Below are 26,222 nucleotides of genomic sequence, written 5' to 3' on the forward strand. Positions count from 1 at the left end.
GATAATATATCAAATGAAAGCGCTTGATTATGATTGGATACTCAAAGGAGGTCTGCTGAACCTTATATCGTGTGTTGCCAAGTATCGCGTTATTTTTCATTCCGGGAATTAGGAAAGGGGAAAATATGAAACGTTATTGGGTAAATGTACTTAACATTTCTGTACTAAGCACCGTATTACTTACAGCAACAACTTTGACGCCGGTCTCGGTGTTCGCCAATGGTTCAGGGGCAACTGTGGGTAACGCACAGACTTCCATTACACCAATCGTAAATCCAGCTCCAACATTCAAAAATGTTTCTGTTCATGACCCTTCTGTCATTAAGGTGGAGGATACCTTTTATATTTTTGGATCACACCTGCAAGTAGCCAAGTCCAAAGATTTTCTGAACTGGGACCTCGTCGCCTCCGGCGTTACGGATAACAATCCTGTTGTCCCCAATGTAACCAAGGAATTCGCTGAAGCCCTAGAATGGGCACAGACAGATACGTTATGGGCGGCAGATGTCATTCAGCTCGCAGACGGCAAATTTTATATGTACTACAATGCCTGTAAAGGAGACTCTCCACGCTCAGCCCTAGGAATTGCTGTCGCAGATAACATTGAAGGACCTTATAAGGACCAAGGCATACTGTTGAAATCTGGCATGTGGGATCAGATCAGTGAGGATGGTACCATTTACGATGCAACGATTCATCCCAATGTGGTTGATCCTGATGTCTTTTATGATAAAAACGGCAAGTTATGGATGGTGTATGGCTCCTACTCCGGGGGAATTTTCATTCTGGAGATGGATGAGACGACAGGCAAACCGCTGCCGAATCAAGGTTATGGCAAAAAGCTGACCGGAGGAAACCATAGTCGTATTGAAGCACCTTATATGCTCTACAGTCCCGAAACCGATTATTATTATCTGTACCTGTCTTACGGCGGACTGGGTGCTGACGGAGGATATAACATTCGAGTTGCTCGTTCCCAAACGCCGGATGGTCCTTTCCTAGATGCCGAAGGAAACGATATGATCAACGTTAAAGCGGACAAGGATAAACCGCTATTTGATGATCGTTCCATTGAGCCTTTTGGTGTCAAATTAATGGGGAACTTCCTGTTCGAGAGACAGATTGGCGATCCGGGCACAGGCCTGGGAACCGGTTATGTATCACCGGGACACAACTCAGCTTATATTGATGCGGAGACAGGCAAACAATATCTGATCTTCCATTCCCGTTTTCCGGGGCGTGGTGAAGAACATGAAGTCCGCGTACATGAGATGCATATGAATGCAGACGGTTGGCCCGTCGTTTCTCCGTATCGCTATGCTGCCTTGGGAGAGGATACAACGCAACTGACAGCTCAGGATATCTCCGGTCAGTACCAGTGGGTGAATCACGGTAAGGACATCACGGCGGACATCAAGCCATCGCAGGCCGTTCAGTTCACAGTAGATGGGAAGATTCATGGTGCCGTGACAGGAACATGGAGTCTCGGCACAGACAACAAAGTTCAGATTACATCGAATCAAGTTGTGTATAACGGCGTTTTCACACATGAATGGAATTCGGAATCCCAGAGTACGGTTCTGACCTTTAGCGCCCTCTCCTCCTCCGGGATTGCCGTCTGGGGAAGTCAAGGTGTTGAACGGAGTGATCAGGACATTGTAGATGCAATAAAAAATGATCTGAGCATTGGTAATACGGATCATGTGTTCTTCAATCTCTCACTGCCTTCAAAGGGCTCAAGTGATGCAGACATTACGTGGAAAAGCTCAAACCCTTCGGCTCTATCAGCTACTGGTGTAGTGCAGCGACCACGCGCTGGCAAGGGGGATGCCAAAGTGAAATTAACTGCTACAATTCGTAAAAGTACTGCGGTAAGCTCCAAAACGTTCAACGTGATTATTCCGCAGCAAGCGGTAAGCCCATTGCTCGGGGAGTATACGTTTGAACACAAGAAAATTGCAAAAATCGCACAGGATGACAGTAAGAACAAATATCATGGACAAGCCTATAATGTGGTGAGTTCTGCTGCAGGTGGCAAAAATCAGGCTGCCACATTTAACGGGACCAACAGTTACATCCAGTTGCCTGGACTCCTGACTGATACCACGGATTTTACGTTTAGCGCTTGGGTCAATTGGGATGGTGGCGGGTCCTGGCAGCGTATTTTCGACTTTGGAAATGGCTTGACGAGACACATGTTCCTTACTCCATCCCAGCATAATGGAGCATTACAATTCACCATCCATAATGAGGGACGGGATCAGAGTCTGATTGCTGCAAATCCCTTGCCTTCCAAGGAGTGGGTTCATGTGGCTGTAACTCTTCAAGGGGATGTGGCTACTCTATATGTGAATGGTACATCTGTTGCAAGCAGCTCTGAGATCTCCTTTAATCCGAAGGATCTGCAAGTGACAGAAGCTTATCTGGGCAAAAGTCGTTATGAGGCTGATCCGTTCTACAAAGGTAGTCTGGATAATGTTAAAGTGTACGATAAAGCATTAACAGCCAAGGAAATTCAGCGTCAGGCCAAAGAAAAGCCTTAACCCAGCCATATCATAGTCGTCGCTGTTCTGCATAACGAACATACCAATAAAGCAGCCAATGGTTTGAACGGTATCCTCTTTGTCATTTGTCAGACTGAAGGAGGTGCAGTTCAATGACCAGGCTGCTTTATTGTCATTTCATTCATGTATGCATACATTCGTTCATCGTTCGTTACCTTCACAGTTGGCTCTTGGCGTTTACTTCGAATAATGAATAACCATGTTTAATTTATTGGTCTTAGCACCAGCGTTAACATAGACATGAGGCTTGTCCGCCCCAAAACGAATGGATTCCCCTCGGTTCACCGTGTATTCTTCCGTCCCAACCCGAATCGTAACTTCCCCTTCAAAGACCGTAATAAATTCTTCCGTACCTTCGATATGCGATTCTGCATTTAACGCAGACTGGGGGTCCATCTCCATCATATATATTTCAAAACGCCGACCCTCTTCAAAAGGAAAATGAGGATATATTCGTACCCTTCCCTCATCCTCCACCAATACTTGAATATCATCGCCCGTTACAACGGTAGTATCTGACTTCGGTTCGTGGATCAAAGCAGTAAAAGAAATTTTCAGGCCGTTGGCAATCTTCCAAACGGTTGCAATCGATGGATTGGATTCGCCACGTTCAATCTGACCCAGCATGGTCTTACTGATACCGGACATTTCGGCAACCTTGTCCAGACTAAGCTTTCTTTGTTCCCTAAGCTGTTTCAAGTTTTGGGCAAGAATATTATTAATGTTCTTCAAAATCCATCCTCCTTCATATATAAACTAGTTGTGCTTTATAACGTACGTATTGTACAATGATAAAGAACATACGTTATAGCGCACATTTTAGTTTATTATATCACACAACTTGAGAAGACATGGAGGACACATGAACATCATACCTTTGGTGACATACGCAATCATCGCATCATTTACACCGGGCCCCAACAATATCATTTCCATGACGCATGCAAGAAATAAAGGTTTCCGCAAGACCATACCTTTTATTAGTGGAGTTGCAGCCGGTTGCTTGCTTATTATGTTTCTGTCCAGTTATTTCAACCTTATTCTGCATCAATATATCCCCAAGATCACACCCTTTTTGAACCTGTTGGGATGTGTGTACATGCTTTACCTGGCAATCAAAATTATGCGAAGCAAACCTGCAGATACGGAAGAAAACACAGTGAATCATTACTCATTTCTATTTGGGTTCACCCTGCAATTCATTAATCCCAAAGTCATTCTGTATGGACTTACGGCCATATCTGTTTTTGTTCTGCCTCTTGGGCAATCCCATGTTCAACTTATCGCATTTTCCTTGCTGCTCACCTTCATCGGGATTAGCGCCAATATGACCTGGGCTTTTGGTGGACTATTATTCCAGAGCTTTCTATTGCGATATGAACGTCCAGTTAATATCGTGATGGGTATAATGTTAATCTACAGTGCCCTATCGATCCTGATGTAAAATGCAACAGAAAAAGCGTCCACTCATTGAATGAGCTGAACGCTTTTAATTTCAACCGAGTTCCGGTCTCCACCATGGATGTGTAGGGTAGTGATCCGTATGAAGTACAACCTTCTCGCCAATTTTAGGTGTTGCAATCTTAACATTCATAGCATGTGCTGCCTTGGTGATCCGTTCGACCGGTTCATTCCAGGCATGATAAGCCAGCGTAAATGCGGCCCAATGAATCGGGATAAGCAACTGGCCACCTACATCCAAATGCGCTTGCACCGTCTCTTCCGGCATCATGTGAATGTTGGACCACCGTTCGTCATATTGCCCGCATTCCATCAAAGTCAGATCAAATGGACCGTATTTACTGCCAATTTCCTTGAAGTGAGGACCGTATCCGCTGTCACCACTAAAGAACACTTTTGTATGTTGTCCAGCGATGACCCACGAACACCATAACGTCGAATTGCGGTCGAATAATCCTCTGCCTGAAAAATGTCGTGCTGGCGTACAAGCCAATGTTAGACCCTTGAACGATAACTCATCCCACCAGTTATGCTCGGTAATCTGCTCCAAAGGCACGCCCAGTTGAATCAGTCGACGACGTACGCCAAGCGGCACGATAAATCGTTTTGTTTTATCCTTCAATCTGCGAATGGAATCATAGTCCAGATGATCATAATGGTCATGCGATATAATGATTGCATCCAGAGTTGGGAAATCCTCCGGTTGAATCGGTAGATTCGTGCTGTAACGTTTGGTACCCACCCATGATACGGGGGATGGACGATTACCCAGCATCGGATCAAAGAGTAACCTGTGACCCTCGATTTCAAGCAAAAACGCCGAGTGGCCAAACCATGTAACCTGCGGATGATCGGATGCACTGAATGACTCTGCAGGTTCACACATCACTATCGGCATCGTACCTGATGGCCTCCGCTCAACATCTCCACGCATGGAATCTCTCAATATACTGACCAAGGACTTGAAGTTCATGCCAGCTGATGTCGGAAGCTGATTTTCGTATTTTGTCATTGTTCATACCTTCTGTTCTATATAATCAATCTATGATTAAACATTTAGATAACATATATTCATATCGTAGCTATATATTAATTCATTGGCTGGTGATATTCAATTTTCGGTTAATTAAGATAGAATTAAGACACGGTTTTCTCTCGTATAAGATTGGGCATATATAATTGAGAAAATACATCGAGAGAGTGTGTGAGAAACCATGAAGAAATGGCGTAAAAGATTAGTCAAGTTTTTGATATTCGACCTGGCGGTGCTTCTGTTGCTTCTCGGTACAGGGGTAATCTACCAACAAATAGGTGCAAGACAAGATGCAAAAATACTTGTGCCCCCTGGAGAGTTGTACAAAGTACATGGTGAAAATATGCATCTATATACGGGTGGAAAAGGCGATGTAACCGTAGTGCTCGCCTCCGGCTGGGGTACCGCTAATCCCTATGTAGATTATTATCCATTATATGAAAAGCTCGCTCCCAACACAAAATTCGCTGTATATGATCGATTTGGCTATGGATACAGTGATCAGACCGATAAGAAACGTGATGTTGATACCATAGCTGAAGAATTACACGAGTTGTTGCAGGTATCTGGACAGAAGCCACCTTATGTATTAGTTGGACATTCGCTCGGCTCGCTGGAGACCATCCGCTTCGCACAAAAATACCCGGATCTCGTTAAGGGTATCGTCATGATTGATGGTGGAAGCCCTGAATATTATTCGAAGGACGATGACTCTTTGGCAGACACAATTGGTGGTTTTGCTAATAAATTACGTATCCAAACCGGACTATTCCGCCTCTCCATGCAATCTGACTTGGTTGTCGAAACATCCAATGCCAACCGTAATGAACTGAAACTTGTACCTGAAGATTTAAAAAAATTGGATACAACTGCCCTACTACACAACTATGGTAATGAAAACACGTTGGATGAATTGCGTGAAATAGCTGAAAATGGAAAAGTGGTCGTGGATCACAAGCAACCATTTCCGTTTCCACTCACCATACTGACGGCTGACTACTTTGGTGCAAGTGAGCCCGAATGGGATAAAACACAAGCAGAATTCAAATCTTGGTCAGATGAATCGAAACAGGTAACCGTTAAAGATACCGACCATTACATCCATCAATATCATCCTGACCTCGTTGCCGATGAAATATTGGCTATGGTGAAGAAGTAACTTACAATCTGCCAAAGTAATGCAAGGCTATAGTAAAAAAAAGAAACCCCAAAGATTATCCATATCTCTGGGGTTTTAAGTATGATTTATTGTGCTATCGCCAGTCTTGGCCGTTGAGACCGGAAATCGTTGAAGGCTTGCTGGATCTCTGAAGAAGTAAGCTGGTGACGAATGAAATACTGCGCCATTGCCTCCATTTCGATTCGATCCCCATTGTAGATCTGTTCAATCTTTTGAATGACCTGCTCATACAGGCTCTCGCGTCTGGCTCTTACAGGCTCACACAACCAAAAGTCTGTTCTTTTCACATTTCCGGTTTCCGTCCAAAGTAAATTTTCGTATCGGATAACATCCCAATCCCAATATCCCGCTTGAATCTGCTGAAGCTCTGTCGAGAACATATCATATATCAAGCTTGGAGGAATATGTCCATACGCCGCACGGTATTGTTTCAGATTACATGCGTCAATCCACTCTGTCAGGATGTACTCCCCTGGTGAATACGCATACAATTTAGGTGCATAAGGGTTATTTTGCAATGACCTAATTGCTTCACTTTCCATCTCCCCATCCAATCTTGCTCGTGAAGCGTATACCTTGAGACAATAGTCTTGCAATCTATATACAACCGAGCTATTACTAATAAGCGAAGCCTGTAGTGTGAGATGGCCATTTTTTTCGTAGTGTAACAGCATCTTTTCGATCGTGTTATCGATGGGATGAATGATTATCATAATGAGGTCTCCTTGCATAAAGATAAAAGATATAAATCGTTTTCGATTAATTAAAATTGCACGAATATATTCTATATTACCCTGTTATATTAGTATGAACATATACAATCTTGCAGGAACATGAAGTATTTGCTCTGAAATTCAATGTTTTGTGCTGCCGAAGACTGGCTATACACTTACTCTAATGGCTGAAACCCGTTTCACGTCAACACAAATTATTGAACTAATAAATTTCACCTAATAAAAGAGCGATGCATCCTTATGGTTAAGGAACGCATCGCTCTTGATATTGCATAGGTATAATATTAATGCATTGGACCTTGTTGCTCTGGTGTAGATCCAACCTTGACTCGTTTCACGAAGAGTGAAGTGATCAAACCGATTATCGCCAGAACCAAAGCAAAGACGAAAGCGTTTTGTACTCCTGATGTGAAACCTGCCAGTTGATTCTCCGGGGTTTCCGGATTCGCCACACTACTTAGAAAGCTGGATTGCCCTGCACTCAATATACTTACCGCCACCGCAGTACCGATTGCTCCGGATACCTGCTGTAATGTATTCATGATTGCAGTACCGTGTGGATAATACTCACGAGGCAACTGGTTCAAACCATTGGTCTGTGCAGGCATCATAATCATCGAAATGCCGACCATCATGAACACATGCAACGTAATAATCGTACCAAGGGAAGTCGTCGCTTCAATACCTGTGTATAAGAACAGAACTATTGCCACGACAGTCATTCCAATAATCACAAGCCATTTCGGTCCAAACTTATCAAACAAACGTCCCATGACTGGTGATAAAAATCCATTCAACAAGCTGCCTGGTAATAGTACCAATCCAGCAGTCAACGCTGTCACAGCCATTCCCTGCTGAAGATACATAGGCAGGATTAACATGGAAGACAGAATCATCATCATACAGATGAAGACAAGAATCAAACCAATCGTAAACATTGGGTACTTGAAGGCTCGCAAGTCCATCATAGGCTGTTTCATTCTCAACTGACGGATGCTGAACAGTAACAAGGACAGCACACCAACAACCAATGTGGATACAACGATCGGACTTGTCCAGCCCCCACCGGTATCCCCATGTCCACCTGCGCTACTGAAGCCGTATACGATACCACCAAAACCTAGAGTAGAAAGGATAATGGATAGTACATCGATTTTGGGCTTGGTCAATTTCGAAATATTAGGCAAGAACAGCAAGCCGCATACCAGTGAGATAATGAAGAACGGCAACGAAATCCAGAAGATCCAGTGCCAGCTCAGATTAGCCAGGATCAGACCGGAGATACTTGGCCCGCTTGCTGGCGCAAACATGATAACCAAACCGATTAATCCCATGGCAGCACCACGTTTTTCAATCGGGAAAATAACCAATATCGTGTTAAACATCAGCGGCAGCAACAGTGCTGTACCTACAGCCTGTAGTACCCGTGCCACCAACAAAATTTCGAAGCTAGGTGCAAGCGCAGCAACAAATGTGCCTGCAATGGAGAAAATCAGGGACGTTGTGAATAGCTGTCTGGTTGTAAACCATTGCAACAGCATACCGGATACCGGCACCAGGATTCCCAACACAAGCAAGTAACCTGTGGTTAACCATTGAATCGTTGTAGGTCCAACTTCAAGCAGACCCATAAGTGGCGTCAAAGCCACGTTTAATGCCGTTTCCCCAAACAGACCAATAAAGCCGCTCAGCAGCATTGCGAACAAAATCGGAAATACCTTGTATTGCTTCGTTTCTTGTTGATTCTGTGCAGAATCAGCCTTCATGGAAACCTCCACGATCCCATCCTCCTCAAACGTATCGAACTTTCTTTTTCTCTGGCTCTTGCTATAACTCATTGAACCTGTTTGGCGTTCTTCGTCACAACCGACAAATACTCAGCAGCCGTCAGCAGAGGCTGTTTATCCTGATTGGTCAGGCTGATAATCAGTGCTCCCTCCATCAAAGAAATGATCAGAAGTGCAGTCTCCCGCGCCTTCTCTTCACCAACGCCATCCAGAATCAGATGTTTCTTAATGATATCCTGCCAATCTGCAAATACACCCTGACATGCAATACGCAACTGCTGACTAATACACGATGTCTCCACAGCTGCCCAGAAGCTGAATGGCAGAAATCCGGTAAACCCGGCTGCTTCTGTTTCATGAGCCAAATCATGAATAAATCTCTGAATGGCGTCCCCTGTATTATCATGGGCTGCAAATGTTTTCTCAAATGTCTGCAGGATCTGTTCATTGGCTTTTTGAATACACTCGTGCGCAAGCTCTTCCTTGCCATGAGGGAAATAATGATACAACGACCCTTTTGGCGTATTACTCTCTTTGATGATCTGATTCAGACCGGTCGCATGATATCCTTGTGAAAAAAACAGTCTCGCTGCTGTGCTGACAATGGACTCCCTAGCATTAGACTTTTCACTCAACGAAAGCCACTTCCTTCAAATAATTATAACAATCGGTCTATATAATTAAACCCGCTTAAATAGGCACTGTCAATCCTTTTTATTTCAAATTTTAGATGTAAGCATTTTCATATGGATTCATCACGCCATCTTTATTTTTTTATTGTTACCTTTCTTACATTTGTTTCTCAGAAAGTAGGGCACATTTCTCTAATCCAGAATAAACATACATCAGTGTGAGTGAATTACACATAATCACGATTTCTGAGAAAAGGAGTGAGAAACTTGGCAATCCTGCTAACTGGCCCTATTGATAATAGTCCAGTAAATGGCGTACGACCCACCCAGACGGTTTCAATTAAAATTGAAAATCAGAGTGCTGTAAACGCCGCGACTATACTCATACAGGGATATTCATTAATTACAACCAGAGCTTTATATGTGAGTGAGCAATTCACCATTTTACCTGGCGCAGTAGCTACACGTAGTTATTTTGCCGATATCAACAGCTTTGAATTCGTTATTACAGATACAGGCGCAACCCCTGAGGACATTTTAGTTTCTGTTTGGGGGAAAAACAGTGCCGGCTCTTTAGTTGCTGCTCATCGACTTGTTTATTCCGAATTATTTGGCAGTGAGAATTTTAATGGAGCTACCGGGGCTACCGGTACAACAGGCGCTACAGGAACTACGGGACTTACAGGACTTACAGGACCTACTGGACCCACAGGAAATACTGGTGCTACTGGCGCAACGGGGCTCACTGGTGCCATCGGCACGACTGGAGCTACGGGTGCATCAGGATCTACAGGACCTACTGGTGTCTCTGGAGCCACAGGATCTACTGGGGCAACGGGCATCACAGGCGCTACTGGTAGTTCTGGAGTTACAGGTATTTCTGGTTCAACAGGTGTTACAGGGGTGACGGGCGCCACTGGGGATACAGGAGCGACAGGTCTCACGGGTGCGGTCGGTATTACGGGGGCCACCGGCATTACTGGGGCATCAGGTCCTACGGGAGCTACAGGTATTTCCGGTTCAACAGGTGTTACAGGGGTGACGGGTGCCACTGGGGATACAGGTCCGACAGGTGTTACAGGATCAACAGGCGCTACTGGGGATACAGGTCCGACGGGCGTCACGGGTGCAACGGGTGATACTGGTCCATCAGGCGGTCCAGAAGGCCCTACGGGTGCAACGGGTAATACAGGTGCAACAGGTGCCATCGGAGTTACTGGTTCTACGGGGATTACAGGAGCTACTGGAGCCACCGGAGCTACTGGAGCCACTGGAGCCACCGGGGCCACCGGAGCTACTGGAGCCACCGGAGCCACTGGTGCCACTGGTGCCACTGGTGCCACTGGAGCTACGGGAGCTACGGGAGCTACGGGTACTGTACTGCCCGATCCCTTTAACGTATATGTTTTACAAGGCGCGGTGGGTGGAAATGGAACACAAGCTAGTCCCTTTGGAACGATTCAACAAGGTGTAACCGCGGTATCTCCAACGGGAACCGTTCATATTCTTGGTGGCACATACCCTATTACTGCAAATATTACTATTAATAAAGCAGGAGTAACTTTGATGGGCTATCCTAGTACAATTATCCTGTTACAAGCTGCTGTTATCCCTTTCACCATCATTGGAAGCGGAGTAACTGTAGACGGATTAACGATCACCAGTGACAATCCTTATGCTGTTGAGTTTATTCAATTAGGCGGAACCAACCACACCGTAAAAAACAATACCATATTCGGTCCTCCGCAAGCAGGTCCCTCTTCAGGTTGGGTTGTGAATCGGGGCCTCGTCACCCAGATTGGAAATATGACCGGATTAATTGTACGCAATAATATTTTTTATTCCTTGCGTCAACCAGCATACTTTAACCCTAACACGACTGGAGAAATCATCAGTAATGTAGTTTATAATACCAGAGGATTTGTGAATGATCAGGCCGTTATGGTTTTCTCGGGAAATTCATGGGGCAGTCCAGTCAATGCGGTGGATATAGCACTGCTCGCAGGTACAATAACAGGGCCTCCTTTCGATCCGCTTACCGATCTGAGTGCCAATAATAGCTCTGCAACAATTCAGGATTCCAGATAAGAATCATTTCTCGCTCTTACAAAGTGCCTAATCTAAAAAACAGCCGCCGATTTGGATGTGAAAGTCCAGATCGAACGGCTGTTTTTTGGATTAACAGCAATGTTCCATTACTACTTTAATAGTTAACATAACCTGCGTATGTCACGGTCCATGTGTAACCTGTTTGACCATCAACTGATTTTAGTGTGAGTTGTCCCCAGTATGGATCAACATTATAACTTGCTGTCATTGGAATATCACCAAGCGTTGGAAATGATTGAAGTTGAAGGTACACTGGCTGCAAAAGATGTGGAGCCAAGACTGAAACATGCAACGACGGTTAATAGACCAATCATAAGTTTCTTTTTCATCTTCATCTTCCTTTCGTATTTAAGTACATTTTCATCATATATGATATTAGTCTATCAAAATGTAATATTTGTAATATAGTGAAAATATTTGATTTATTTTGTGTGAACTACTCTTTCATTTTTAAGTTTTAATAGATACATTCAGAGGTTTCAACCGTTCGTATATTACCTGCCCACACGTCCTGCAAATAACGTCCTTCAGCCTGAAGCTGAATGAGCCATTCTTTCGCTTGCTGCCTCGTTGCTCCCTGCACCTCCTGATACGCCTGCTGCAAAGCCTCTTTCACCGCAGGAGCCATCTGGCTTCCATCTCCACATACGTAGATTCTTCCATTGTTCATGAGCATATGAAGCAACTGCTCGAAATCCTCTTTCATCAGATCCTGTACATACGTTTTGGGCTTGCCTTCCGCACGAGAAAAAGCAATGTGTAACTTAACAATGCCTTCTCGTTCGTATTGTTCTAACTCCTGACGATAGATGAAATCTGAATCATCCCTGCACCCAAAGAACAAATGCGCCGCACTCAGCGGCAAATCTCTCTGTTTCATGACAGCTCTTGCCTGGAGGAACCCTCTGAACGGTGCAACCCCCGTTCCCGGTCCCACCATGATCATGGGAACATCGGCCTCTTCCGATAGAACAAATTCGGATTCCGGCGTCCGTACAAACATCAGTATACGTTCTCCGGATTGGCAACTGGCGAGGTATGATGAGGCAACGCCAAGGTATTCGCCCCTGCCACTCCACGCAGGCTCTCTTACTACCGATACGGTTATGCTTGCTTGCTCCGAATTCAGTCGTGGTGAGCTGGATATTGAATAATATCTGGGTTTAAGCGGCGGTAATAGTTCAATACACTTTTCAAAAGGCAACTCACACGCCTCATATTTTTCTAACAGGTCCAACATGGTGATTCGATGGGCAAGAATATAATCCCTATAGCCGTTCTCGTCCAACATGCCTTCCAGTTCACGCTTATGAGGGGGGCATACCGTATGATTAGCCAACTCCTGCAACTGTGTTCTGGTAGCAGGTGTTTGCAGTTCCACACATTGAGTGAGCAACTCTTGTACCTTGACGGGACGGTTAAGGGGAAGATGTGTAAGGTGTTTCGTGTCCGAAGTTAATTGTACATGGACATCTCCACTTAACCCGAACCGACTCAGAACCCGGTCCACATTCTGCGACTGATTGTTAGGCAACACGCCTAGATGATCGCCTTCTCTATAGGTCATACCTTTAGGAAGCAACACCTCAATGTGACGTGTGCTTCTCCCACTTCCCATCTCCTGAAGTTCTTTATTAACTAATACCGTGGCATAGCTGGCATCATATGTTTGTGCAAGCGGCATCTCAGCTTCCTGATGGACAAACTCCATTTGAATTCCCCTTGTGCTTGGCCGGGTTGGCTTCACTACTTCCGCGTTGATTCCCAGAGCGTTCAACACCTGCGGCCACAACATATGCTGCCATGCCTCGACTTGTTTCTCGATATCACCTCCGGCATCGGCTTCACCGCGGGATAACAATCGATTGCCACCTAAATTTTCAAGTTTCTCATCCATTAATCGCGGAATACTCTGGTATGTTCCCGACCAGCTTCGATCTCCACAGCCCAAAATTGCATAGTTCACATCCCGTGCATCCTCTGACTCCGCTTCCTTCAACCAGTCTACAAATGCTGTAGCATTTTGTGGTGGTTTACCATTATACGAAGCAGTGACGATGAGAACCACCCCCTGACGGGGTAAACGGCCCATCCATTCATTCAGAGTTGCAGCTTCACTTGGGATGCCATACGAACGACCTTTCTCCACAAGTTCCCTGGCAATGCCTTCTGCCGTTCCCAGATTGGAACCATACAACACCAGGAGTGATGGATCACCATCTGCTTCAACGAACACATTTTCTCCCATCTGACGGTCGCTTGCTACATTTTTATGAACAACATCAGGTTCCTCTTTTGCATATACAGTTGCCTTATTCATCGGCTGCGTAGCCGCGCGCGCTTTCACCTGGATTCGGAAGTCTCCCGGCTTCAACGTCAGCGTCTGTTTAACATCCAATTCATAATTGCTATAATCGATCAGCTCAAAATGTTTGAGGAGCATGCCAAGCACAAGAGCTGCTTCATATAAAGCAAACTGCATGCCAATACATGCTCTCTCCCCATTACCAAAAGGTTTATACGCATGATGAGGCACTTTCGTCGTATCTTCGAATCGCTCTGGACGGAACAGCTCCGCATCCTCTCCCCAAGCCTCTCTGTCACGGTGAAGCTGGGGCAGAAGAATGCTACAACTCTCCCCTTTCTTCAAGGGATATTTGCCACCTATGACGGTGTCTTCTTTGGCATATACATCAAAACCCGGGGCTGTTGGCCATAGACGTAGCGATTCACTTAGAATCATGCGAATATAGGCAAGCTGAAGAATTTCCTCGTACTGTGGTGAGTCACTGACCAAAATCTGATCTACCTCGTCGTACGCCTTTTGAAGGGATTCAGGATTGTTCAATAAGAAATACAGGGCAAAAGATAACAAACCACTGGTTGTTTCATGTCCGGCAATCAGAAACGTAATAATCTGATAACGGATATTCTCATCATCCAGCATTTCTCCAGTCTCTGGATCTTTGCCATTCAACATACGAGCGAGCAAGTCAACCTCTTCAGGTGCTGAACTCGCTTTACGTTCCTCTATAATTTGATCTACCAGAGTGAACATCGTCTGAATATCGTCCTGGAACTGTCGTTTGGTTTTGACCATCAGAAGATTCTGAATTTTCAAACGTGAGCTCTTCTGCATCGCTTCATTTAGCGCTCTGACCATACTCTCAATAAAAGGACTGTGATCCTGTCTGTAAAAGCTGTTAAACCGATAATTGAATCCACATAGTCCAATGGTATCCAACGTAAGACGTGTCATATCGTCTGCAACATCAATCGTATCGTTGGAATTGAGGCGTGCCCACTTGTTGATTAACTGTTCGGCAATATCCACCATCATGGGATGATAACCTTTCATGGCCTGCTTGCTGAAAGTCGGAAGCAGGATGTTATGGGCCTTTTTCCAGTTGGGCTCTGATGTTCTACTAGTGAATAAACCATCGCCTCCAAAAGCACGGACGTTTTCGAGTTCATTGTATACAAACTTGTCAAAACGGGACACATCACATAACTCAGCAACAAGATCTGGCCCAGATACGATTAAACCGGAATAACCGGGCACGGTAAGTCGATATATCGGTCCATACTGTTCAGCCAGTGCACCTAGCGACAACGTTGGTTTATTTTTATCAATCAAAGGCAGATTTCCAAGCGGTCCATACATTTTAGGCTGTGGTATGTGAGTTGTATTATTCATGATGATCACCTCTTATCTGTACGTCATGGAGCAAGGTATTCGCTAACCAAGGGATGGCTGCTCTGTTTTCATTCATGTATGACCTCTCCTTTGCTTATAATTGATAGTTATATCTATCATTTAATAATATAATAAATCAATTTAAACTTGATATCAAATTTTCTTCCGGTTGCTCCCTCTCTTTGGAATCGTTCAACGTTAAGGCTGAAAACAACAAGTAGAGGATTGCATATGCAATCCCCTACTGTGTGAACTTGTGACGCTATCGCTATGGTTCTATTGGTTCTATAACACTGATTCATATAATCTAATGCTGACTTGGCTCATCCCACTTCTCAAAATTCAATTCAGTATTAATACTTACTGCAGACAATGCTCCCAGGGACGCAGCCGTAATGGCCTGATACAACTCAGAGGCTGCATCACCTGCACTGTACACACCCGCTATAGATGTTTTGCCCGAAGCATCAACGATAACTGTTCCTGATTCTGAAATATCACAACCGATGGCCTTCGGCAGTTCTGATCCGGTGAACAGTTTGGGTTGGAAGAAGACTCCCGTGCATGGAATCGCTGTACCGTCATTCAGCACAACTTGCTTTACCATTCCTTTTTCAGAGTCAATGGATTTAACTGGTGCATCGAATACAGTAACATGATGCTGTTTCAGCTCTTCACGCTCCTCATCGGTTAAGGAATCTGATCCATTCGTACAGATTGTATAACGATCTGTCCAGCCGGATATGACTTTTGCCATATGTAATGCCTTATCTCCACTAACGATGATGACCAGCGACTGGTCTCTTAGCTCCCATCCATCACAATATGGACACACAAACGCACTTTTACCATAAACCTCTGTTAATCCGTTAATATCCAGAGGCAGATCTTTCTTACCTACTGCAAACAAAATCTTTTTCGTGCGATAGCTTGTCCCCTGTGTAGTCTGGATTACAAAATCACCATCACTACCTGTAACCGCTACTGCCGTATCCGATGCAAATTGAACTGAAGGGTATGCTGCAATCTGCTCTTTTGCCGCTTTGCGAAATTCACGAGGACTGGCCCCATCTCTCGTCACAAACCCATGCGTCTCCTTTGTAACCCAGTTTCGCGGTGTCTCATCGTCGATGACTACGACGTTCTTGCGGGCTCTGCCGAGTACAAGGGCTGCATTAAGCCCCGCTGGTCCTCCACCAATAATAAGTACATCCAAGAGTTGATTCGTATTACTCATATTATTCACCCTTTCCAGACATTTAATATCTCTAATTGACTTCTAAAAATAACCTCCGCTTTCTCTTAAGAAAAATCATTCGGAGATTTACGTAAAATCATCTAAAACAAAACCATTAAAGATATCTTATATCTACAATATACAAATCTCAGACATTTTGCAACCTATATCTTGGTTTACATTCTTCAATCCACCCTATGTGAGTTGAACAAAAGAACATTTACAATTACACTACTAACGATAGAACAAACTTCACATCACTGTTATCCACAGATTTTCTGCTTCTCTCCTGTAACACAGAAATAATTATTTAACAATTAAAAAAAACCTTGTTTTTAAATTGTTCACAATCAAATGACATTATTTTAAATACTAAAACGTTAATTAAATCACATAGTGTATTGAATGGTATAATAGCGACATAATATATAAGTATAGATATAGGAAGTGAGTTCTTGAAAACATTGAACAATGGTTCACAGACCAATATCAGCCTGGAGTATAGCTCGATTCCGAAAGTATTCTTCGATACGATCAAAATCGGAATCATCAAGTCCAACCTGATCGCCATGTTTGCGGGTTTAAGTTTGGCTTTATATGTATTTGATGCTTCAATCTTAGCTAATATTGTACCAATTATTCTTTCTTTTATCGGGTCTTCCCTTATTATTGGGGCAGCAGGGGTGTTTAACAACTTGTATGATCGCGATATTGACGCGATTATGGAGCGCACGAAGACACGTCCTACCGTTACGGGACGCGTAGATACCAAGTCGGGGTTAATTCTCGGTATTGCAATCACCATCATCGGGGGCATCATGTTGTACATCGCTTCCCCATCTGCTGCCGTATTCGGTATTTTGGGACTGTTGCTTTACGTGTTCCCATACACGATGTGGACCAAACGTACAACGATCTACAACACGGAAGTGGGAAGTCTTTCAGGGGCTGTGCCTCCGCTTATCGGTTGGGCAGCCATTTCACCGGAACTGGGTCATTTTGAGATCTGGGCATTGGTCGTAACGATGCTCCTATGGCAAATGCCTCACTTCTACGGCATTGCAATTCGTCGTTTTGACGAATACAAAGCGGCTGGTGTTCCCATGTTGCCTGTCGTTAAAGGTATTAGACGGACATACATTCAGACGAATGTGTATCTGGTACTCTTGTTGATATCCAGCTTTTTATTCTGGCCGATGAGTCCTTTTGTCGCTATTGTGGCATTTCTGGTTACCTTGGCCTGGCTCATTCTCAGTGTGGCTACCTTTGATCGGAAAGAAACGGAGAAATGGTCCAAACGGATGTTTATCTTCTCCATTAACCATATCACTATTATCTTCTTGGTCATCATTGCGTATTCCTTGATTGCTCAAATGATGAGATAAAACCGTTACACTCGTTATAACGAAAAGCCTTACAGACTATACTCTTTCAAGGAGTAAACGTCTGTAAGGCTTTTTTGGTTTTTATTGGCTTTTCTAATTTATTCAAAGCTATCCTACTTTAGCGGGAGTTTGTTCGCCTTGCCACAGCAGTTGCATCTCTTCATTGGTGGCAAGCAATTCAGCCAAGCTTCCCTCCGCTTCAATGCGTCCATCTTTCATCACGATAATATGATCTGCTTTGGAGAGCGCTGCCCTGCGGTGAGAAACCGCGATGCAGGTGACATCCGGCTCTTGGAACAACCCTTCCCATACTTGTTGTTCGGTCTCCACATCCAGTGCACTGGACAGATCGTCAAAGATAAACAAGTCCGCCTCCGTCATTAACATGCGCCCTGTAGCCGCCCGTTGAATCTGCCCGCCTGACAGCATCACTCCTCTTGGACCAACCGGGGTCTCAAGCCCCTGATCCAGATGGTTGATATCTTTCTCCATCACAGCCAAACGAATGGCTTTCTCAAGCGCTTGCTCCATATTACCTTGTTTACCCTGAACAATATTTTCTTTCAACGTATCACTGAACAGTCTTGGCACTTGTGGGGTATACGCTGCTCTAGGCGGCATCAGGAACGTGGCTGGATCAACAGCTGCTCCATTCCAGTGAATGTCCCCTTTTTGCTTGGGTAACAGTCCAAGAAGTGTGCGTACAAGTGTTGATTTACCTGACCCGATCCGTCCCGTAATGACCAGAAATTGTCCGCGTTTCAGACGGAAACTGATCTCTTCTATGCCATTTGCAGAATTCGGGTATTGATACGTCAGATTCTTCACCTCAAGCGATTGCAATTTCTCCTTGGGATCTCTCTGTTCACTTACAAGCGCTGGCGGATCTTCATACAGGTAGATTTCTCTCGAATCCATGATCTGGTCTTCTTCCCCTGGGCGAAATAGCTTGCGCATACGATCATAGGATACCTTAAGCCTTTTGTGCTGAAACACCATATAACCAAACAGTGAAATGCTAAATCCGATATTAGCCAGATAACTGGTGAATAAAGCAAAATCACCTACGGTAAAGTTCCCTGCTTTCATCTCAGCTGCACACATCAGTAGAATCAGCCCGGTGCAGATACTGAGCACATGCTGATTCATTGATCTCATCCACTGTTTGAACAGATTGTCCCGGAGTGCAGCCTGACGACGATCCTCATTCAACTGATTAAAACGTGAAGAGACGTTCTCTTCCGCCTGACCCAGTTTCAGGGCTTGCACAGCTCCAAACGTTTCCGCAATAAAACTGGTAATTCGCCCAGTCGCTTCGCGGTTAACCTGTGCATATTTCCGGGCCCGATTCCCCGACAGGTTATTAAGTAAGGTCACGACCACCAATGGCAGCACGGCAACCAATGTGATCTGCCAATTAATGTTCGCCATAATGACGATGGACACAACAGCAAATACAAGTCGTCCCCAGAAGTCCACCCATGATTCTACATACTCGACGACTTCATCCACATCATCCCGAAAACGACTCATCGCTTCCCCTGGTGAAGCCGGAAGATTACGGCCCGGCCAGCGCATGATCGCTGCGAGCATGTTGGTACGCAAAATCGCCTGAACATGATACAGATACGTAACCCATGCATAGAAGGCTACAAAGAATGTGCCCACCCGAGCCATTCGGACCAAAGCAATAAAGATAAGCGGCACAGCAAGCCACATATAGTCATTTGACCCCACTGTTGTGCGATCAAAAAACCACTGCATCCCAATACCAATGGCTAACGGCAAGGAATGAAATATACACCATAACAATCCGTTGATTACAAATAACAAAGGCCTGAATCGAAACAAACGGCCTATAAATCCTGCTACAGTCATGCCAATTCCTCCTCTCGGCCTGTAATGAGCAGTCTGGCATAATGAGATGCCGGGTTACTGGCAAGTTCTTCTCTCGCTCCAAATTCCAGTACCTTGCCATCCCCCAGCACCATAATCCGGTCAACTTTCTCCAGTGTAGCCAGTCGGTGAGCAATGATGACTCCTGTGGATTGTTTCATTAACTGGTCAATTGCAGATTGCAGCATGCCTTCAGTCGCAGCATCCAGACGTGACGAAGGCTCATCCAGAATGACCAGACTTGGTTCGGTCAGGAATACGCGGGTCAGGGCAAATAACTGTGCTTCCCCTGCCGATAACGAAGCTCCACCTGCGGCCAGATAGGTATCGAGTCCTTCTGGTTGTGAATTAATCCATTGGCTAAGCCCAAGGCGATCCGTCGTTTCCCTGATCATATGATCCGATACATCCCCATTGAACAAGGTCAGATTGTCACGCAGCGTGCCATCAAACAACTGCACATCCTGTGTCACCATACCCACCCGGCGATAGAGCGCTTGTAATGAAAGCTTCGTGATATCCGTCCCACCTACACGGATCGTTCCCCGATCCAGATTGTACAATCGGAGAAGAACACGACTAAGACTCGATTTGCCGCTACCTGTGCGACCGATGATTCCCAGACGTTCTCCAGGTTTAATGGCAAAATTAATATCCTGCAATACCGGTTTATCCTGGTTATAGCTGAAATGTACCTGATTGAATTCCAATCCAAGCGGTCCTTCAGGCAATTGCTCCTCTGTCCCCTCTTCAATCACACTCTGCATGGATAGCAGCTCTCTGGAGCGCAGCATACCTGATTTTCTTTTTGGAACTCCTGCACCTGATCTCCAAGCATCTCAATCGGATCATTCAGCATCTGCGTATATTGGTAGATTAGAAATAATGTTCCAATACTAATGAGACCTTCCATATAGTAATGCACACCCAACAATAACACCGCAGTGACCGCCAGAGCGAACAGAACTACTGTGGTATTCCATGGAATAACCCGAAGTAGCCAGGCTTTTCTCCCCTTACGGAATACTGTGCGCATCGTGCGGTAAAAGCGGTTCATCACATAGGGCACATGGCCATTCGCTTGCACATCTTCAATCCCGGCAATACGTTCTTCAATTAATCCAAACAGAGCGGCACTTGCCGCCCGTTCATTTTTGGAAGAGTCCACGCCCAGATTTCGGATGAAGACCATGAACAGGATCGATAACAATGTGAACACGGTCATGACCATAGCAATAGGCACATTGACGCTGAACATGAACCCGAGAATTCCGGCCAGCAGTACAAAACTCCCGATCACTTGCACGATAAACATTGCGAAAAAATTGGAGATACTCGTTACGTCACCATCCACACGTTCAATCATCTCACCAGGTGTTTTCACATTATGAAAACGCATATCAAGACGCAGACAGTGCTTCAGCAGATCTCCACGAAGTTGATTCGTAGCCCGCCAGGCTACATCATTTCCCAGATAACTGACCGCTACCGTGATGAGTTGATTAAACACGGCCACAACCAGAAATATTCCTGCAAGCTGAATGAGATTGGTGAGCACTCCGCCATTTGCCGCTGTATCGATAAATCGTTTGATAATCTGTGGATTCAAAAGCTGAAGCCCCGTTGATGTCAGCAACATGAGTAAAAGTAAGGCCAGCCGTCCTTTGACTGGTTTTAAATAGCGCAGCAGCCAAGACATGGAGCGTTTCTCTGTTTTGGGCATAACCCCTCACTCCTTCGTATAACAATTCTTTTCTGTTCTAATGATTCAAACCATCTTTGTTCCTCACTAAGATGAATCATACATAATAACACTAAATGCAACATTTCCGACCCGTGGATGTATTTTTCCATGTGTGTTTACCATCTTACATTCTCCCATCCTCTCTGGCACTCTTCCCGAAATCGTTGGACCCATTGTTCAGAGATCTCATCTGCAATCGGGTCAAAGGAAGGGGCTGATACCGTAATACCGTCCGATTGAACTCCCAAAAACGCTAACACATCCATGACGGTCCCCTCATAATCTTGTATAAAATCCTCATATACAATTGTCAGCGGTTCAATGCCCGATTCGGACAGAAAATCTTCGATTGCAGCTTCGCACATGTTACTCTCAACAAGCAAATGTTTAATCGCATCAAAGTTGTATTGATCTGCAATATCTTGTATGTGAGGGCGATCTCCATGCTTGCGATGCCACTCCCCCGAAACAATGGCTCTCCACCACGACACCGCCAATCTGACTTTGTTGCGACGTGTCATGTATATATGCTTGTTACAGTTCGGAAACCCCGTACTCCATACCTCAGCTCGCGATAACACTGGTGGCAGATGATAGAGACTACGGAATGCATCAATCCATCGTTGTTCAAAATTAATCTTTATGCCAAACACGCCGTTTGACGTTGTCCCTTGGCTCCAAATCTGCTCCAGATCTTCATGTTTCAAATTATCTGGACTTTTAAACTGATAATGCAGCCATTCGTTCGGATAACCGGCTACACCTGTAGAACTTAAAGCGTCACCCAACAGAGTACTGCCCGTGCGTTGGGAGAACCAAATGGTATAACTTTGCGCAGGTTGCTTCATAGGGTTACCTCTCTTTCTTCCTTTAAGGGTATGTTCATTGCCAAAAAGAAAAACAAATGCTCCTTTCCATGTGAACGGATTGGTGGAATGCATGCAAAAAAGCCATAGATGAACTAAAGTTCATCTACAGCTTATAACCGAAGGAATCCGGATGAAATGCAAGCATTTCCCGAATCTCCTCTGCATCGCAATAATGATGAGCGTCCACGACAGGGGTGCACAAACATGACTGTCCCAACGCGATCATTGCAAAAAAAATCGGATTAATGTCACTATGCTTATGCGTATTCAGTTATTGATTCGAAATCTGTATAGGCATAAACATAATCATCATCCCACCCGTTTCACATATTTGTTGTTTATTGTATTCGCTGGTTTAACATCCGTCAAGATAATTTTAACTGAATTGTTATTTAATTCATGTCATTAATCTTTCAATTCCTGCTACATACCCAATGATGTGGACTCCGTTTGCTTCTCTCTAACAACAAGGCGTCTATGTGCGATCAGAAGAAAAGGCACTCCCAGTGCTGTTGTCAGTGCAATCGGTACAAAGACAGCCAGCCCATTCTCCGCTCCAAATTGACTTAATAACACCCCTCCCATTACAGGAGCAATGACACTACCAATATTATTGAAGCCGATGGTCCCGAAATACGTTCCCTTCCATTCCGGCTTCGCAATCCGGTCGATGAGCATATCCATCATCGTGAACAATAATACTTCCCCAATGGTAAATAGTATGACACTCATCATCATCATGAGTACACCTTCAGCGATTCCAACCATCATCAGACTGGTTGCAACCAGCAGATTACCCACAATCAGAGGAACAAGCGGTGGAAAGTTTCGGAATGTTCGCACAAGCGGATACTGAATAATCAATACCGTCACGGCATTCAGGGAAAGCATGTACGAGAACATCTGGCTTCCATTTTCAAAGATCGGGCTCCTCGCCAAGTACTGTGCCAATGTAGAACTGAAGTGTCCGTAACCCAGAACACAAAATGTGGTACCGATCAATACTGGCAGAAACACCCGGTCGCGACCAGTGGTCATGAGTGCTTCACGCAAACGTGGTGCGGTTGCCTGATGACGCTCTGGCAAATTGGCATGCTGTAGCTTGAATTGCAGAAACAGTACAAGTCCATAGGCTATGTATACCAAGCCGGAAATCACAAATGGAAATGTCGATTCAGACGATCCCAGTTGAAATCCGATAATTGGCCCAAAGACCACGCCGAGATTAATCGCAGCATATCTGAGGTTGAACACCAGCAATTTGTTCTGCGGAGAAGTAATATCCGATAACAGGGCTCTGGAGGTAGGCTCGAATACTGCACGGCATAATCCGTTTAACGTATTGGCAACAAAGAACACCCATAGATGCTCTGCTGCTGAAAAAATGAAAAACACACCTGCCCAGCTAAATACCGAGATTAACATCACGATTTTGCGACCAATCCGGTCCGAAATATAACCGCCATAAAAGCTGACCATTACACCTGCCAGCGAGCTAACGGCCACAGTAATACCGGTCTGGGTCGGTGTAGCCTCTAGTACACGTGTCAGATAAATGGATAGAAACGGGATACTCATTGACGTGACAAGACGTCCAAACATGGTTCCGATAATGATGGTCCATGCCAAGGGGTGAATTTGCCTTAAATATTGCTTCATGCGAACTTCTCCTATTCATTCTAGATGCTTCAAAAGCGGACTTTTTGAACAACTTCTACTAATTCGTGTTCAAAAAGTTCGGTTTTCAGTACCGAGAAGATGGGATAAAGCTAGAAATGGAGTAGCTGAGCGTAGGGAAAACTACGTGAGCAACGGACATTTCGGCTGTATTCCATATTCGATGCTGATGATGCCTTTAGGCATCTTTCGTAATCAAAAGCGGACTTTTTGAACTACCTCTACTCATGTATAATTGTAAGGATAAAAGGGGGAAGTAAAAGTGTAAACATTTGATCACACTTTTCACCTTTAATAGAGGAGTTATGCACATGGATACTCTACATACACACTTTCTAAGGATCGCCGGTTCCGAACAACTTTCATTCAAGCTCCATGAACCTGTAGCGGTAACCATTGATAGCCTGTCCGCTGCCTTGTGCTGCACCCCTCGTAATGTGAAGTTCATTATTAGAAAATTGGAGGAGCAAGGCTTCATCCACTGGCAACCCGGGCGTGGTCGTGGGCACCATTCGGAATTAACGTTGCTGCGTAGCATGAATGAAGCGCTGGAAGCGAGTTTTACACAACTTCTCGCTAAAGACAAAATGAAAGATGCCATTGAACTCATCGGAACCATTCAGATGCATGATTCATTGCGAGAACAGCTCATGCTTTCCCTCCATCAACAGATGGGATTTCACAGCCACGACGAAACTTCCTCAGGTCAGGATATCCTGCGCATTATGAGGTCTCGCCAGTTAGGCGATTTGGATCCAGCCTTTGTGTATACTGCTTTTGAAACCTATCTGTTGAGCCAGGTCTGTAATACATTAATCACTTATGATGCCAAAAAAGAATCATTCCGCCCAGCATTGGCTCATATGTGGGAGTGCAGCGAGGACCACCGATTATGGACCTTCTATCTCAGGAAGGGTGTACGTTTTCACAACGGTCGTGTCATGACCTCCCGGGATGTGCAAGCAACGTTGCAACGATTAAAAGACGTGCATAGTCCGTCCATCTGGTTATATCGGGATATCGAACACGCGGAAGTAGCAGGTGATTACTGCATCAAGTTTGTTCTTCGTCGTCCTAATCGGTTCTTTTTGCATCTGTTCAGCTGTATTCGAATGACGATCCTGCCCTACGATTACAATGTAGCCAATACCTTAATTGGTACCGGTCCTTTCCAGATCTCTGAGCTGAATGAAGATGTATTGGAACTTACTGCATTTGATGCCTACTACGGCATTCGGCCACATCTGGATCAAGTCCATTTCTGGTTCGTACCTGACCTGAGTCCGAATGATCGTTATTATGAGCTACCAGGTACAGATCGATTGAGTCTCGCAACAGGCTTTGAACGGACCAACAGCATCAATTATCCGGCACTGGGTTGTCAGTATATGCTGTTTAATTTTCACAAGGAAGGCATCCATCATCAGCCTCTATTTCGACAAGCGCTTCGTATCGTCTATGATTCGGTCGCTCTTGTCAGAGATCTCGGTGGCAATCGGATCACACCAGCCAGCAGTTTCCTTCCCTGGAGAAGTGCAGCCCAAGACTGGACAGCGGTTTCTCTTGACCATGCTCGTGAATTGCTGCATGGCTGTGGATACCAGGGTGAGACGATAACTTTATCGTATAAGCAAAATAAGGATGCAGATGTTGCGGAGTGGTTCCAATGTCGTGCGCAGTCCATCGGAATAAACATCAGCATGCAGCCCGTTGTGGATTATTTCAACTCAGAGGAAACCACGAACGCACAATTGATCTTGGCTGAAGAGATACTGGAGGAAGATTGGCAGTACGGCATGATTCATTTTTTCAAAAACCTGTCCAACCATTTTCATATGTGTATGTCTCCTGCATTCCAGTCTCAACTGGATGACAAACTGGATCATTTCGCGAAGCTTCATCGGGAAGACCGAACAGTGCTCCTGGATGAAGCTGAAGCATTGCTTCGTGATCAATGCTGGATCTTGCATGGTTGTCACATGAACAAGCAGGCTGAACTGGATCAAAGCATCTTCGGCATGCAGATAGCAGAATTCGGATATATGGACATCTCCAAATTGTGGATCAAAAATCCTTAGGGATATTCGTGTGCAGTTGCATCTGTGGGATACAGGGGTGGACCAAAATCATGGAACAGCAAAAAAAGCCGCTAGTTTATTTGTGGTAAGCTAACGGCTCTATTGCCAATCTATTTTTTAGTACAATTAGAAATTAGTT

General features: G+C 44.8%; 18 protein-coding genes. 6 read left to right on the plus strand and 12 right to left on the minus strand.

What is annotated here, in order from left to right:
* Window positions 1-125 precede the first annotated feature (125 nt).
* Window positions 126-2,543 (plus strand): family 43 glycosylhydrolase, encoded by a 2,418-nt coding sequence (locus tag ACX9NY_RS09980; RefSeq protein WP_472478429.1) that lies wholly within the window; start codon window positions 126-128, stop codon window positions 2,541-2,543.
* A gap of 198 nt (window positions 2,544-2,741) precedes the next feature.
* Here the strand turns inward: ACX9NY_RS09980 and ACX9NY_RS09985 are convergent, their stop codons facing one another.
* Window positions 2,742-3,296 (minus strand): helix-turn-helix domain-containing protein, encoded by a 555-nt coding sequence (locus ACX9NY_RS09985; protein ID WP_472478431.1) that lies wholly within the window; start codon window positions 3,294-3,296, stop codon window positions 2,742-2,744.
* Between the two features lie 130 nt (window positions 3,297-3,426).
* On the opposite strand from ACX9NY_RS09985, the gene ACX9NY_RS09990 reads away from it, so the two are divergent.
* On the plus strand, window positions 3,427-4,008 hold the full coding sequence (locus ACX9NY_RS09990) for a LysE family transporter (protein ID WP_472478433.1): 582 nt from the start codon (window positions 3,427-3,429) through the stop codon (window positions 4,006-4,008).
* 51 nt (window positions 4,009-4,059) lie between these two features.
* On the opposite strand, the gene ACX9NY_RS09995 is transcribed toward ACX9NY_RS09990, so the two are convergent.
* Window positions 4,060-5,037: an MBL fold metallo-hydrolase gene (locus ACX9NY_RS09995; protein WP_472478435.1), complete on the minus strand. Its 978-nt coding sequence runs from the start codon at window positions 5,035-5,037 to the stop codon at window positions 4,060-4,062.
* 202 nt (window positions 5,038-5,239) lie between these two features.
* Here ACX9NY_RS09995 and ACX9NY_RS10000 point away from each other — a divergent pair, with 202 nt between their 5' ends.
* On the plus strand, window positions 5,240-6,217 hold the full coding sequence (locus tag ACX9NY_RS10000; protein WP_339242325.1) for an alpha/beta fold hydrolase: 978 nt from the start codon (window positions 5,240-5,242) through the stop codon (window positions 6,215-6,217).
* 86 nt (window positions 6,218-6,303) lie between these two features.
* Here ACX9NY_RS10000 and ACX9NY_RS10005 read toward each other — a convergent pair whose 3' ends face one another.
* The 3 genes from ACX9NY_RS10005 to ACX9NY_RS10015 form a co-directional block, all read right to left on the minus strand.
* Window positions 6,304-6,951 (minus strand): hypothetical protein, encoded by a 648-nt coding sequence (locus tag ACX9NY_RS10005; RefSeq protein ID WP_472478437.1) that lies wholly within the window; start codon window positions 6,949-6,951, stop codon window positions 6,304-6,306.
* 305 nt (window positions 6,952-7,256) lie between these two features.
* Window positions 7,257-8,738, minus strand: a complete 1,482-nt coding sequence (locus tag ACX9NY_RS10010; RefSeq protein ID WP_339243053.1) for a DHA2 family efflux MFS transporter permease subunit — start codon at window positions 8,736-8,738, stop codon at window positions 7,257-7,259.
* Window positions 8,739-8,806: 68 nt separating this feature from the next.
* Window positions 8,807-9,394 carry a TetR/AcrR family transcriptional regulator gene (locus ACX9NY_RS10015; protein WP_339242321.1) on the minus strand — a complete coding sequence of 196 codons (588 nt, stop codon included), beginning with the start codon at window positions 9,392-9,394 and terminating at the stop codon, window positions 8,807-8,809.
* A gap of 264 nt (window positions 9,395-9,658) precedes the next feature.
* On the opposite strand from ACX9NY_RS10015, the gene ACX9NY_RS10020 reads away from it, so the two are divergent.
* Window positions 9,659-11,479: a beta strand repeat-containing protein gene (locus tag ACX9NY_RS10020; RefSeq protein WP_472478439.1), complete on the plus strand. Its 1,821-nt coding sequence runs from the start codon at window positions 9,659-9,661 to the stop codon at window positions 11,477-11,479.
* Window positions 11,480-11,957: 478 nt separating this feature from the next.
* Here ACX9NY_RS10020 and ACX9NY_RS10025 read toward each other — a convergent pair whose 3' ends face one another.
* Together ACX9NY_RS10025 and ACX9NY_RS10030 are read right to left on the minus strand one after the other, a co-directional pair.
* On the minus strand, window positions 11,958-15,197 hold the full coding sequence (locus ACX9NY_RS10025) for a bifunctional cytochrome P450/NADPH--P450 reductase (RefSeq protein ID WP_472478441.1): 3,240 nt from the start codon (window positions 15,195-15,197) through the stop codon (window positions 11,958-11,960).
* A gap of 307 nt (window positions 15,198-15,504) precedes the next feature.
* Window positions 15,505-16,434: an NAD(P)/FAD-dependent oxidoreductase gene (locus ACX9NY_RS10030; RefSeq protein ID WP_339242315.1), complete on the minus strand. Its 930-nt coding sequence runs from the start codon at window positions 16,432-16,434 to the stop codon at window positions 15,505-15,507.
* A 455-nt stretch (window positions 16,435-16,889) separates the two neighbouring features.
* On the opposite strand from ACX9NY_RS10030, the gene cyoE reads away from it, so the two are divergent.
* Complete coding sequence (cyoE, locus tag ACX9NY_RS10035) at window positions 16,890-17,819, plus strand: heme o synthase (RefSeq protein ID WP_253434982.1); 930 nt, start codon at window positions 16,890-16,892, stop codon at window positions 17,817-17,819.
* Between the two features lie 108 nt (window positions 17,820-17,927).
* On the opposite strand, the gene ACX9NY_RS10040 is transcribed toward cyoE, so the two are convergent.
* From ACX9NY_RS10040 to ACX9NY_RS10060, 5 genes are all read right to left on the minus strand, one after another.
* The gene (locus tag ACX9NY_RS10040; RefSeq protein WP_339260900.1) at window positions 17,928-19,697 is read right to left on the minus strand and encodes an ABC transporter ATP-binding protein; all 1,770 of its coding nucleotides are present in this window, start codon (window positions 19,695-19,697) and stop codon (window positions 17,928-17,930) included.
* Window positions 19,694-20,482, minus strand: coding sequence for an ABC transporter ATP-binding protein (locus tag ACX9NY_RS10045; protein WP_472478444.1), 789 nt, complete (start codon window positions 20,480-20,482; stop codon window positions 19,694-19,696). Before ACX9NY_RS10045 ends, ACX9NY_RS10040 begins: the two co-directional genes overlap by 4 nt.
* Entirely contained in the window at window positions 20,470-21,438 is a 969-nt protein-coding gene (locus ACX9NY_RS10050) for an ABC transporter transmembrane domain-containing protein (protein ID WP_472478446.1), read from the minus strand. The genes ACX9NY_RS10045 and ACX9NY_RS10050 overlap by 13 nt, the downstream gene beginning before the upstream one ends.
* 137 nt (window positions 21,439-21,575) lie before the next feature.
* Window positions 21,576-22,307, minus strand: coding sequence for a Stf0 family sulfotransferase (locus tag ACX9NY_RS10055; protein WP_342572875.1), 732 nt, complete (start codon window positions 22,305-22,307; stop codon window positions 21,576-21,578).
* Window positions 22,308-22,751: 444 nt separating this feature from the next.
* A complete protein-coding gene (locus ACX9NY_RS10060; protein WP_339242305.1) occupies window positions 22,752-23,987 on the minus strand; it encodes an MDR family MFS transporter in 1,236 nt (411 codons plus the stop codon).
* 329 nt (window positions 23,988-24,316) lie between these two features.
* On the opposite strand from ACX9NY_RS10060, the gene ACX9NY_RS10065 reads away from it, so the two are divergent.
* The gene (locus ACX9NY_RS10065) at window positions 24,317-26,083 is read left to right on the plus strand and encodes an ABC transporter substrate-binding protein (protein WP_339242304.1); all 1,767 of its coding nucleotides are present in this window, start codon (window positions 24,317-24,319) and stop codon (window positions 26,081-26,083) included.
* Window positions 26,084-26,222: the final 139 nt, after the last annotated feature.

Source organism: Paenibacillus sp. CB74, from assembly GCF_055687625.1.

Excerpts from the sequence above, each read along its gene's own strand:
- ACX9NY_RS10000 (WP_339242325.1), top strand. The coding sequence starts at position 5,240 with ATGAAGAAATGGCGTAAAAGATTAGTCAAGTTTTTGATATTCGACCTG.
- ACX9NY_RS09980 (WP_472478429.1), top strand. The coding sequence starts at position 126 with ATGAAACGTTATTGGGTAAATGTACTTAACATTTCTGTACTAAGCACC.
- ACX9NY_RS10025 (WP_472478441.1), bottom strand. The coding sequence starts at position 15,197 with ATGAATAATACAACTCACATACCACAGCCTAAAATGTATGGACCGCTT.
- ACX9NY_RS10030 (WP_339242315.1), bottom strand. The coding sequence starts at position 16,434 with ATGAGTAATACGAATCAACTCTTGGATGTACTTATTATTGGTGGAGGA.
- ACX9NY_RS10010 (WP_339243053.1), bottom strand. The coding sequence starts at position 8,738 with ATGAAGGCTGATTCTGCACAGAATCAACAAGAAACGAAGCAATACAAG.
- ACX9NY_RS10050 (WP_472478446.1), bottom strand. The coding sequence starts at position 21,438 with ATGCCCAAAACAGAGAAACGCTCCATGTCTTGGCTGCTGCGCTATTTA.
- ACX9NY_RS10045 (WP_472478444.1), bottom strand. The coding sequence starts at position 20,482 with ATGCAGAGTGTGATTGAAGAGGGGACAGAGGAGCAATTGCCTGAAGGA.
- ACX9NY_RS09995 (WP_472478435.1), bottom strand. The coding sequence starts at position 5,037 with ATGACAAAATACGAAAATCAGCTTCCGACATCAGCTGGCATGAACTTC.
- ACX9NY_RS10065 (WP_339242304.1), top strand. The coding sequence starts at position 24,317 with ATGGATACTCTACATACACACTTTCTAAGGATCGCCGGTTCCGAACAA.
- ACX9NY_RS10005 (WP_472478437.1), bottom strand. The coding sequence starts at position 6,951 with ATGATAATCATTCATCCCATCGATAACACGATCGAAAAGATGCTGTTA.
- ACX9NY_RS09990 (WP_472478433.1), top strand. The coding sequence starts at position 3,427 with ATGAACATCATACCTTTGGTGACATACGCAATCATCGCATCATTTACA.
- ACX9NY_RS10040 (WP_339260900.1), bottom strand. The coding sequence starts at position 19,697 with ATGACTGTAGCAGGATTTATAGGCCGTTTGTTTCGATTCAGGCCTTTG.
- ACX9NY_RS10060 (WP_339242305.1), bottom strand. The coding sequence starts at position 23,987 with ATGAAGCAATATTTAAGGCAAATTCACCCCTTGGCATGGACCATCATT.
- ACX9NY_RS10055 (WP_342572875.1), bottom strand. The coding sequence starts at position 22,307 with ATGAAGCAACCTGCGCAAAGTTATACCATTTGGTTCTCCCAACGCACG.